Annotated in this window: 9 protein-coding genes; 6 read left to right on the forward strand and 3 right to left on the reverse strand. The window is 68.3% G+C overall.

Translation table 11 applies throughout. From position 1 onward, the window contains the following. Positions 1-900 precede the first annotated feature (900 nt). Positions 901-1,263 carry a DUF5318 family protein gene (locus tag AMA02S_RS02190; protein WP_245667313.1) on the reverse strand — a complete coding sequence of 121 codons (363 nt, stop codon included), beginning with the start codon at positions 1,261-1,263 and terminating at the stop codon, positions 901-903. 496 nt (positions 1,264-1,759) lie between these two features. Between AMA02S_RS02190 and AMA02S_RS02195 the strand changes: the two genes are divergently transcribed. The 4 genes from AMA02S_RS02195 (at position 1,760) to AMA02S_RS02210 (ending at position 7,699) form a co-directional block, all read left to right on the forward strand. Further along, positions 1,760-2,383, forward strand: a complete 624-nt coding sequence (locus AMA02S_RS02195; RefSeq protein ID WP_067450663.1) for a PadR family transcriptional regulator — start codon at positions 1,760-1,762, stop codon at positions 2,381-2,383. A 71-nt stretch (positions 2,384-2,454) separates the two neighbouring features. Then, positions 2,455-3,534 carry an inositol-3-phosphate synthase gene (locus AMA02S_RS02200; RefSeq protein WP_067450666.1) on the forward strand — a complete coding sequence of 360 codons (1,080 nt, stop codon included), beginning with the start codon at positions 2,455-2,457 and terminating at the stop codon, positions 3,532-3,534. 486 nt (positions 3,535-4,020) lie between these two features. Continuing rightward, a complete protein-coding gene (pafA, locus tag AMA02S_RS02205) occupies positions 4,021-5,379 on the forward strand; it encodes a Pup--protein ligase (protein WP_067451504.1) in 1,359 nt (452 codons plus the stop codon). 544 nt (positions 5,380-5,923) lie between these two features. Continuing rightward, entirely contained in the window at positions 5,924-7,699 is a 1,776-nt protein-coding gene (locus AMA02S_RS02210) for an ABC transporter substrate-binding protein (protein ID WP_084264515.1), read from the forward strand. 60 nt (positions 7,700-7,759) lie between these two features. On the opposite strand, the gene AMA02S_RS02215 is transcribed toward AMA02S_RS02210, so the two are convergent. Both AMA02S_RS02215 and AMA02S_RS02220 read right to left on the reverse strand, forming a co-directional pair. After that, positions 7,760-8,140: a PPOX class F420-dependent oxidoreductase gene (locus AMA02S_RS02215; protein ID WP_218004816.1), complete on the reverse strand. Its 381-nt coding sequence runs from the start codon at positions 8,138-8,140 to the stop codon at positions 7,760-7,762. A 164-nt stretch (positions 8,141-8,304) separates the two neighbouring features. Continuing rightward, on the reverse strand, positions 8,305-8,898 hold the full coding sequence (locus AMA02S_RS02220) for a dihydrofolate reductase family protein (protein ID WP_067450669.1): 594 nt from the start codon (positions 8,896-8,898) through the stop codon (positions 8,305-8,307). A 90-nt stretch (positions 8,899-8,988) separates the two neighbouring features. Between AMA02S_RS02220 and AMA02S_RS02225 the strand changes: the two genes are divergently transcribed. Continuing rightward, complete coding sequence (locus AMA02S_RS02225; protein ID WP_067450672.1) at positions 8,989-9,441, forward strand: winged helix-turn-helix transcriptional regulator; 453 nt, start codon at positions 8,989-8,991, stop codon at positions 9,439-9,441. A 192-nt stretch (positions 9,442-9,633) separates the two neighbouring features. After that, positions 9,634-11,010, forward strand: coding sequence for an MFS transporter (locus AMA02S_RS02230; protein WP_067450675.1), 1,377 nt, complete (start codon positions 9,634-9,636; stop codon positions 11,008-11,010). Positions 11,011-11,018 lie beyond the last annotated feature (8 nt).

An 11,018-nucleotide genomic window follows, 5' to 3' on the forward strand; every position in this document is an offset into this window, starting at 1 on the left:
CGCCGACTGCGGGGGGTCCACTCGATGCGCCGGCGCCAGGTCCGCTCGGCGAGGAGAACGGGACAGCGCCGCTCCCACCATCGCCGCCGGGCCCATGCGGGATGCCGGGACCGGCAGAACTGGTCGACGTAGTCGGCCCACCGACTACACCGCCATCACCGGGCGCACTCGCGGCGTTGCCGCCAAAGTCGGTTCGAGTCGTTTCGAAGCTCCCCAGGGCATCGTCTACGCCCGGGCCGCCCGGTGCGATGCCGGAGGGGCCGGAGGACGACGATGGAGCCGGTCCGTTCAGGACGCTGGACTGCGGCGCGCTCGTCTCACCTTGCCCGCTGGGAAACGAACCCGACTGCGCACTGGGACCGCCAGAAGTAGGAGGGGCCGCTGGTGCGCCCATGAAGCCGGGATTAAGCGGATCCTCGGCCAGTGGGGTGCCAGATGGGTGAGCGGGGACGCCAGGGGACTGTGGCCCAGGGGTGAGGCTTCCGCCCGAGGACGGGGGAGGACCAAAGATCGCGGTGGCGTCCGGCTCCGGCGCACCGCTGCTCTCCACGGGGCCGGAGGGTGGAGCACCGAAGGGCCCGGGCGCGGCTGTTCCGCCGGCGAGGGGTGGTGGACCGCCGTCCGGCTTCTCCTCGCTCTGGGCATCCGGCGACTCCGGATCACTCGAGCGGCCAAGACGGGGGACCTGCTGCCCGCCCGGCCACTGCGACCCGGACTCCGGTCGGGGCTGGCTTGGATTACTCACGCGACCTCATCGACAGGGGACAAACGACTCGTGCGCCGTCCGAAGGGTACTGTGCGGGCTGGTGAGCGGGGGGAGCGCAGTGCACGGCGAACCTTCCGTTCCGGCTGGTCAACGCCCTCACCGACGGCACTGTCGGCGAAATCCTTCCTCGTTGTCTACCGCTCGGGGCTCTGCTCCCCGCGACCGAGGACGTAGGACACGGCCAGATGGTTCCAGCCGCAACTTTGACACACTTCCACCACATACACCCGGAATTCGCCGTATTCGCGATCCATCTGGGCGAGCTCGGCTGTGGCCTTCACGCGCCCTTCGTAACGGCCCAGTTCTTCCCCGTACACATAGGTCACGTGAGTGAGCCGCTCACGGCCACATACTGGACACAGTTGATCGGTGGGCTCGCCGTGGTATCTGGCTGCGCGAAGCAGATAGGGCTGGGCATCGCACGCGTCGTCCCTGGTCAGGGAACCGGACCTCAGCTCGGCGAGCGCCGCTCGCTTCGCCAGTCCGTAGTCGACCACCGACCTCGGTCTCACTGGTGGTCCTGACCCCACATGCCAGCAGCGTAAAGCCCCTCAATCCGCCCTGGTAAATTATCTCGGTCGGGTTATCCACAGAATGCAGTTCCGCTTCCGTGCTCCGACCTGGGTGTTCACCATGGTGTGACGAGACAGGCGAGGAACGTGACACCAAGGCCACAAGTACCGACCCCCATTCGCTTTGATGTCGCCAAGCACCGAACGGAGGACCGAGCAGCGTCCAGCCCGCCCGGGGCTGATCGCCGTGGCAGGCGCCGCGGATCAGCCACGCCCGCGACGCCGGGATACGCCCCCTGCTCGGGCGGTCGCAGACGGTTGCCGAAGCCTCTGCCGTGGCCTCGTCGAGGGGCGCTGACCAGGAGGTGTGAGGGCGGACTTGCCAGAAGGCGTGGGCGTACGTATCTTTGCGATGTATCGAGCCGATACATTCGCTCGATACATCGGATTGAGACATCAGCTCGGCGGAAGAGGGACCAGGATGGCGGGCAAGAAGGGCGCGGGCGTGCTGGAGCTCGCCGTGCTCGGCCTGCTGCACGAGTCCCCGATGCACGGGTACGAGCTGCGTAAGCGGCTCAACACCCTGCTGGGCATGTTCCGCGCCTTCTCGTACGGTTCCCTCTATCCGTGCCTCAAGCAGCTCCTCACCAACGGGCTGATCATGGAGGACCGGCCAGAGGAAGCGAACACGGCGCTGGCCCTACAGAGCCGCCGGTCAAAGATCGTGTATAAGCTCACCGCCGACGGCAAGGAGCGGCTCCAGCAGCTTCTCACCGAGGCCGGCCCGGCGTCATGGGAGGACGAGGGGTTCGGCGTTCACTTCGCCTTCTTCTCGCACACCCGCGCGGACGTCCGGCTAAGGATCCTCGAAGGCCGGCGCAGCCGGCTGGAGGAGCGGCTGGAAAGCGTGCGCGCCGCCCTGGCGCGGACCCGGGAACGGGTCGATTCCTACACGCTGGAGCTACAGAACCACGGGCTGGAGTCCGTCGAACGCGAGGTCAGGTGGCTCAACGAGCTCATCGGACGCGAGCGGGCTGAGCAAGAACAACAAGCAAAGTCATCTTCGCAAGCTAATCAGGACATGCCTCGGGACAAGGGCCGCTGAGCCGCGGCCCGGCGCCCTCGAGGTCGGGTGAAGCAACACCACATGTTCCGCTAGAGAGAAGGAGCAACCGGATGGGTTCGGTGCGCGTAGCCATCGTGGGTGTGGGCAACTGCGCCTCTTCGCTCGTCCAGGGTGTCGAGTTCTACAAGGACGCGGCCCCCGAGACGCGAGTCCCCGGCCTCATGCACGTCCAGTTCGGCGACTACCACGTAGGCGACGTCGAGTTCGTCGCGGCGTTCGACGTTGACGCCAAGAAGGTCGGCATGGACCTGTCCGAGGCGATCCACGCCAGCGAGAACAACACCATCAAGTTCGCCGACGTCCCGCCGACCGGCATCACCGTTCAGCGTGGCCACACCTTCGACGGCCTCGGCGAGTACTACCTCGACATGGTCGAGGAGTCCGACGCCACCCCGGTCGACGTGGTCCAGGCGCTGAAGGACGCCGAGGTCGACGTCCTGGTGTCCTACCTGCCCGTGGGCTCGGAGGAGGCCGACCGCTTCTACGCCCAGTGCGCGATCGACGCCAAGGTCGCCTTCGTGAACGCGCTGCCGGTCTTCATCGCCAGCGATCCCGAATGGGCCCAGAAGTTCACCGACGCCGGCGTCCCGATCGTCGGCGACGACATCAAGTCCCAGGTCGGCGCGACCATCACGCACCGCGTGATGGCCAAGCTGTTCGAGGACCGCGGTGTTGAACTGCTGCGCACCTACCAGCTCAACTTCGGCGGAAACATGGACTTCATGAACATGCTGGAGCGTAAGCGCCTGCAGTCCAAGAAGATCTCCAAGACCCAGTCGGTCACCTCGCAGATCCCGCACGAGATGGCCAAGGCGGACGTGCACATCGGCCCGTCCGACCACGTGCCGTGGCTGGACGACCGCAAGTGGGCCTACGTCCGGCTGGAGGGCAAGTCGTTCGGCGACACGCCCCTCAACCTGGAGTACAAGCTGGAGGTCTGGGACTCCCCGAACTCCGCCGGCGTGATCATCGACGCCGTCCGCGCCGCGAAGATCGCCAAGGACCGTGGCATCGGCGGCCCGATCCTGTCGGCCAGCTCCTACTTCATGAAGTCCCCGCCGGAGCAGTACAACGACGATCAGGCCCGCGAAGCCGTCGAGAGGTTCATTCGCGGCGACGTCGACCGCTGACCGAGCACAACACGCCCAAGGGCCGCCCTGTCCTCCTGGCAGGGCGGCCCTTGGCCTTTCCAGGATCGTCGTCGACCAGCCGCCCCTCCGGCGCCGTCCGGCCGTCCGGCCGACACAGGGCCGCACCCCGCCTCGACCGTGACGGCGTCGAAGTCTCGACCGCGTCGACCGGTAGTCGCCGAACTGCCGACGCCAGAGCCACCATCTGAGTGCTGACCGGTAGGCAGATCCCGGGCCGGTGGGCGGGCAGCGGGAATGCCGGTTCGGACGTGTGGTTCTTGGTCATCAGATCCGGCGCAACGGGATTGTCAGGCATGGGGGCCTGCCGCCGGCGGCCGTGACGCGTGAACGCGGGTGAGGACGTCGTCGTGGGCCGTGCACGAAGTCCGTCAGGTTCGGCCAGGCCATGGCGCACTGGCTGCACGGCGGGTGAACAGAGGCTTGGAGGACCACCAACCGGGCTTCCAACCGCATACGCTCGCGAGTGTGGACAGGCGTATTTTCGGGCTTGAGAACGAGTACGGCGTCACCTGCACCTTCCGTGGTCAGCGGCGGTTGTCACCGGACGAGGTAGCCCGTTATCTGTTCCGCCAGGTGGTGTCGTGGGGCCGTAGCAGCAACGTGTTCCTGCGCAACGGCGCGCGGCTCTACCTGGACGTGGGCAGCCACCCCGAGTACTCCACGCCCGAATGCGACAGCGTCGTCGACCTGGTGACACACGACAAGGCGGGCGAGCGGATCCTGGAGGGACTGCTGGTCGACGCCGAGCGGCGGCTCCGCGACGAGGGCATCGTCGGCGACATCTACCTGTTCAAGAACAACACCGACTCGGCCGGCAACTCCTACGGCTGTCACGAGAACTACTGCATCGGTCGCCAAGGCGAGTTCGGCCGCCTCGCGGACGTTCTGATCCCCTACCTGGTCACCCGGCAGATCATCTGCGGCGCCGGCAAGGTGCTGCAGACCCCGCGCGGAGCGGTGTACTGCGTGTCGCAGCGAGCCGAGCACATCTGGGAGGCCGTGTCGTCGGCGACGACCCGGTCGCGGCCGATCATCAATACCCGCGATGAGCCGCACGGTGATGCCGAGCGGTTCAGAAGGCTGCACGTGATCGTCGGCGACTCGAACATGAGCGAGACGACGATGCTGCTCAAGGTCGGGGCGACCGACCTGGTGCTGCGGATGATCGAGGCGGGCGTGGTGATGCGCGACCTCACGCTGGAGAACCCGATCCGGGCGATCCGCGAGGTCAGCCACGACACGACCGGACGCCGGAAGGTCCGGTTGGCCAATGGCCGCGAGGCCAGCTCGCTGGAGATCCAGCAGGAGTACTTCGGCAAGGCCAAGGACTTCATCGACCGGCGCGGCGGCGACGCCGTGGCGCTGCGCGTCCTGGAGTTGTGGGAGCGGACCCTGCGCGCGGTGGAGACCGGCGATCTCGACCTGGTGGCCCGGGAGATCGACTGGGTGACCAAGTACCAGCTCATCGAGCGTTACCGCCGCAAGTACGACCTGCCGCTGTCCTCGCCGCGCGTGGCGCAGCTCGACCTGACCTACCACGACGTGCACCGCGACCGCGGCCTGTACTACCTGCTGGAGAAGCGCGGCTCGGTCGAGCGTGTGTCGCGGGACCTGGACATCTTCGAGGCCAAGTCGGTACCGCCGCAGACCACCCGGGCCCGGCTGCGCGGCGAGTTCATCCGCAAGGCGCAGGAGAAGCGGCGCGACTTCACCGTCGACTGGGTCCACCTGAAGCTGAACGACCAGGCCCAGCGCACCATCCTGTGCAAGGACCCGTTCCGCTCCGTCGACGAACGCGTCGACAAGCTCATCGCCGACATGTGACGCACGCACCACGGGGTGCCGGAGCCACCACACGACTACCGGACGGCAACCGGACGGCAACCGGACGGCAACCGAGTTACCGCGCGAGGCCGCAGAGCCAAGCCGCTGGCTGCGGGACGCGGCATGGCGCCGACCATGCCAGGTGTCACACCGTGTAGCGCCTGAGTGACATCCGAACTCTCCCCTCACGGAGGGGCCCGCTGCATGAACACGATCCCCTTGATCAACCCCAACCCGTGCGCGGTGGTCATCAGCGAGGAGCGCGGTGTCGAGGTCGGTCAGGTGATGAGTGTGCAGCGGGGCGGGGAGGGTGATGGGGCGCGTGGGGGCTCGTCGCGGGGTGAAGGTTATGGGAGGTTGAGGGCCTGATCACAAGATGCCAAAAGGGCGCCCGGGCAGTGGACATCCCACTGTCAGTGCGTCCTTACTTCTTTAGAGCTCCCAGAGGAAAACGGTGATGTAGCGGCTCTTTGTCACGCTCTGGCCCTACTGTGACACCGCCAGTGATTGCGCGCCCGCTTCCGAGGACCGAGTGGAGGACGTGATGGCACGCGATTTGATCAAGGTGACGGCGGGACTCGCCGGGCTCGCGGTCGGGCTGACGGCGTGCGGCGGCGGGGAGACCGCGTCGGGGGCGGACGGTCCGCCGCGCGACGGGGGAACGCTACGGATCGTCGGCTCGTCCGACGTCGAGCATCTCGACACCGCGTCGGTGGCGAGCGTCGGCGCGTACGGCTTGGCCCGGATCTACGCACGCACCCTGTTCGGGACTCGCGCGTCCAACGACTTCAACGAGACGGTTCCGGTGCGGGCGGATGTCGCGGCTCGCCTTCCGACACGGGAGAACGGCGACATCAGCAAGGACGGACGCACGTACACGGTGCGGCTGCGCAAGGGCGTGCAGTGGAACACGCGTCCGGTGCGCGCGGTGACGGCGCGGGACTTCGTGCGTGGTTTCGAGCGGCTCTGCAATCCTGCTTCCCCATCGGCGGGCAAGGGGTACTACACCTCCACCATCAAGGGCATGGACGGCTTCTGCCGGGGTTTCGGCGGCGTCGACGCGAAGGACGCCGGTGCCATCGCCGATTATCAGCGGAAGCAGGACATCGAGGGCGTCCGCGCGAAGGACGACGAGACGCTGGTGTTCAAGCTGGCGCGCCCGGCCAGCGACTTCCTCAACCTGCTGTCCCTGCCGTTCACCGCGGCCGCACCACAGGAGTACGACCGGTATGTGCCGGACGGACGGGATTTCCGCCAGCACACGATCTCCGACGGCCCCTACCTGATCAGCGAGTACAAGCCCGGGGTGTCGTATCTGCTCACTCGGAACCCGGCGTGGCGTCAGGACGCCGATCCGCTCCGCGAGCGGCATGTGGAGAAGATCCGGATCACGCTCGGGCAGGATTCGCCGGAGACCGTCCAGGGGCAGATCGAGCAGGGTGCCGCCGACCTCGCGTGGGACCAGCCCGTCCCGACGCAGGCGATCCCGCGGCTGCGTGACGATCCGCGGTTCGCGATCCGGGACACTCCGAACAACAGCCCGTATCTCGTGTTCAACACACGCAGCCCCAACAACGGCGGTGCGCTCGGCAAGCGCGAGGTCAGGCGCGCACTGGAGTACGCCGTCGACCGGAGCGCGCTCATCAAGATCGTCGGCGGTCCGTCCGTCGCGCAGCCGCTGCACACGGTGATCCCGCCGGGGAACGCGGGGTATGCGACGTTGAAGCACTATGCGACACCGGGCGAGTCGGGTGATCCAGCCAAATGCCGCGAGCTTCTCGGCAAGACGGGTCACGCGGCGCTGACGCTGAAGTTCCCCTACCGCACCAACAGCGTGCACAAGCTGATCACTCAGTCGATCCAGCAGAACCTTGCCGCCTGCGGCGTCAGGACCGAGTTGACGGCCGACACGGGCGGCTCGTTCTACTCCAGCACGATCGCCACGCCCGCGAAGGCCAGCGAAGGCCGGTGGGACATCGCCGCTCCCGGCTGGACGCCCGACTGGTACGGCAACAATGGCCGCTCGATGATCCAGCCGCTCTTTGACGGGCGCACCTACGGTCCGAACTCCACCAACTATGGGGGCTACGACAACGTCCAGGTCAACGGCCTCATCGACGCGGCGCTCACGGCACCCGACGCGTCCCGTGCCGCCGAACTCTGGCAGCTGGCCGATCAGAAGATCATGGAGGACGCCGCGATCGTGCCGCTGCTCAACCGCGCGCACACGATCTTCCGCTCGTCCCGCGTGCGCGGCGCCAGATTCGTCCCGACCACGGCCGGCTACGACTACACCCGCCTCTGGCTGACCGAAGACTGATCGGGGCACGGACTCGTCCCGGCCCGCGACCTGCACGTCGCAGGCCACGGACAGGGCTTCTCAGCCCGCGCTCTGCCGGTCGGGCGCGATGAGCAGGATGACCCGCTCCTCATCGCGCGAGTAGGGACCGCCGATGTACTTCGTCGCGATGCGATCGATGATCTCCCAGGCGGCGTCTCCCTCAAGCCACCCGACGACCCTGCCACGGATGATGACCGGCTGGTACGGGTTGTCGGCCGGTGTCAGGGACAGCGCGATCCGCGGGTCGCGCCGCAGGTTGCGGGCCTTGCGGGAGTCCGGGCCGGTGAGGATCGCGACATGGTCGCCGTGCGTGCCGATCCAGACCGGAACGGAGTGCGGAGCGCCGTCGGGGAGGACGCTGGCAACGTGGGCGAGCAAGGCGCCATCGAGCACGCGGCGCACGTCGGAGTCGAGCATCATGGTCATCTCCTTGAGTTTGCGGGGTTCTGGAGGGTTCCGGAGCGTTCCGGGGGTTCTTGCGGGGTTGGCCGCGAGCCATCCGACACAGTCGGCGACTCAGTTCCGGTGAAGCACGGAGTGGGGCCGGTATACGCCGACCATCGCGAGGCCGCGGGTGGCGAGGATCATCGCTCGACTTCGTAGTGCAGGTGGGTGACACCCGGGGCGGGCACCGCTTCGACAAGCCGCAACCGGACGTGCTCTGGCAGTTCCCGGAAGTAGGGACGGCCTGCACCGAGCAGGACCGGCACCTGGTGGAGCACCAGTTCGTCGACCAGCCCCGCCTTCAGCGCCTCGGTCACGACGGCGCCGCCCATCAGCGCGACGTCCTTGTCGCCGGCGGCCTTCCGGGCTGCCGCGACCGCGTCCTCGATCCCGGTCGTGATCAACGTCTGGCGGTCGGTGATCTCCGGCGCCGGGCGGTGGCTGAGGACGAAGACCGGCGCGGCCGGGTGCGGGCTCCCGCCGCCGAAGCCTTCGGAGTCCTCATAGGTGGTGCGGCCGGCAACGACGGCGCCGGCCCGGCGGGCGAGGGTGTCGAAGACCCGGACGCTGGACTCGCTGAGCGTGAAGCCGCCGAACTCCCGGCTGGGGACATCGCCACCGGTGTACCAGTCGAAGAGCGTCGCCCCGTCGCCGAGCCCTCGGCCTGCGCCGGGGTCGCGCCCGGTGATGTATCCGTCCGCCGAGATCGACATCGCGCTGAAGACCCTGCTCATCTCTGCGATCCCTTCTGAGTTCCTTCAGGAGACTCCATGACCGTAGCATGCAGAGTTCCGTAAGGGAACTCCAATTGCTAGACTGCCCTCATGCAACGCACGAACTTCGGGGAGATGGCCTGCTCCATCGCGCGCACCCTCGACGTGATCGGGGAACCGTGGTCGCCGCTGATCCTGCGTGACGTGTGGGCCGGGGTGAGGCGGTTCGACCACCTTCAGGCCGACCTCGGGATCTCGCGCAAGGTGCTGACCGAGCGGCTCGGCCACCTCATCGACCAGGGCGTACTCGAACGCCGTCCCTACGACAGGCGACCGCGCTACGAGTACCACCTGACGGCGAAGGGCGCCGAGCTCGTCGACCTGCTCATGGTCATGGCCGGCTGGGGCGACAAATGGCTCGCGGGCGACGCCGGCCCGCCGGTCCTCTACCGCCATCACGCCTGCGGCGAGATCAGCCGCGTCGACCTGCGCTGCGCCCACTGCGACGAGTCGATGCACGCGGGCGACGTCGACCTGCTGCCCGGCCCCGGCGCGGACACGTGATCGAAGGCGGGGTCCAGGGCACCCGCCATACCCGACCAGAACCACGGTCACAGGACGTGAACTCCCTGCCGCTGATCGAACTCGCAAGGCCGCCCGTACCTCACCCGGTGGCTCGTCCTGGGCTCCGAAGGGCCCGGTTGGTCCCTTCCTGCACGGGAATTGGGGAGACCGGAAGGCGCATAAGGTGATCGGGTGAGGGCTAGGGAACTGCGGGAGATCCTGCGGGGCCGGAACTTCCGGCGCCTGTACGCGACGCGCCTGGCCTCGCAGCTCACCGACGGGGTCTTCCAGGTGGCGCTCGCCGGCTATGTCTTCTTCTCTCCGGAACGGCAGACGACGGCGGGCAAGGCCGCGGCGGCCTTCGCGGTGACGCTGCTGCCGTATTCGGCGCTCGGCCCGTTCGCGGGAGTGTTCATCGACCGCTGGCAGCGGCGGCAGATCCTGCTGTGGACGCCGATCCTGCGCGCGGTGCTGGTGCTGTTCGTCGCGGGACTGGTCATGGCGGGCGAGGACGGGGCGGTGTTCTTCCTCGGCGTCCTCATCGTGCTCGGCGTCAACCGGTTCTTCCTCGCGGCACTGTCCGCGGCGCTTCCGCACGTGGTGCGGCGCGACCATCTCGTCACGGCCAACGCGTTCGCGGTGACCTCGGGGACGATCATCGCGTTCACCGGCGCCGGGCTCGGCTACCTGCTGCGGCGTCTCTTCGGTGGCGGGACGGACGGGACGGCGCTGATCCTCGCGTCCGCCGCCGGCCTGTTCCTGGCCGCCGGGATCATCGCGACGACGCTGCCGCGGCGGCTGCTCGGGCCCTACCCGGCCGCGAGTCCCACCTCATCCGAGAACACCGACCCGCCGGAGAGCGGCAGCAGCCCGGACCGCAATGCCGTGGGGGACGCCCCTGCGGCCGAGGCGGCGCCGCACGTCCGGGAAGCGCTCGGGACGGTGCTGAGCGGGCTCGCGGACGGGGGCTGGCACATCCTGCACCGCCGGCAGGCGGCGCTGGCGCTCGGGGCGATCTCCTTCCATCGGCTCCTGTACGGCGTCATCCTGATCATGACGTTGCTGCTGTGCCGCAACCACTTCAGCGACGACGCCGACCAGGGCCTCACCACCTTCGCGGTGATGCTCGGGGTGTCGGGCGCCGGGTACTTCGCCGCCGCGCTCATCACCCCGGCGGTGGTCCGCCGGATCAGCAAGCCGGGGTGGATCGCGTGCCTGCTCGGCGCGGCGGCGGTGAGCCTGCTCATCTTCGGGTTGCCCTACACCGAGCCGGCCTGGGCCGCCGGCGCGTTCGCCCTCGGGGTCGTGTCGCAGGGCGTCAAGCTGTGCGTCGACACGACGCTCCAGGAGTCGATCGACGACGCCTACCGCGGACGCGTCTTCGCCGTGTACGACATGCTCTTCAACGCGACATTCGCGGCTTCGGCGGCACTGGCCGCGGCGCTGCTGCCGCCCGACGGCCGCGCGCACCTCGCCCTCATCGGTGTGATCATCGCCTACGGGGTCGGGGCGATCGTCTACCGCGCCGCCGCGTCCCGGGCCCGCGAACCGGTCGCGGCCGCTCGCTGACCGGCCGA

This window comes from Actinomadura macra NBRC 14102 (assembly GCF_001552215.1).
Lineage (GTDB): Bacteria > Actinomycetota > Actinomycetes > Streptosporangiales > Streptosporangiaceae > Spirillospora > Spirillospora macra.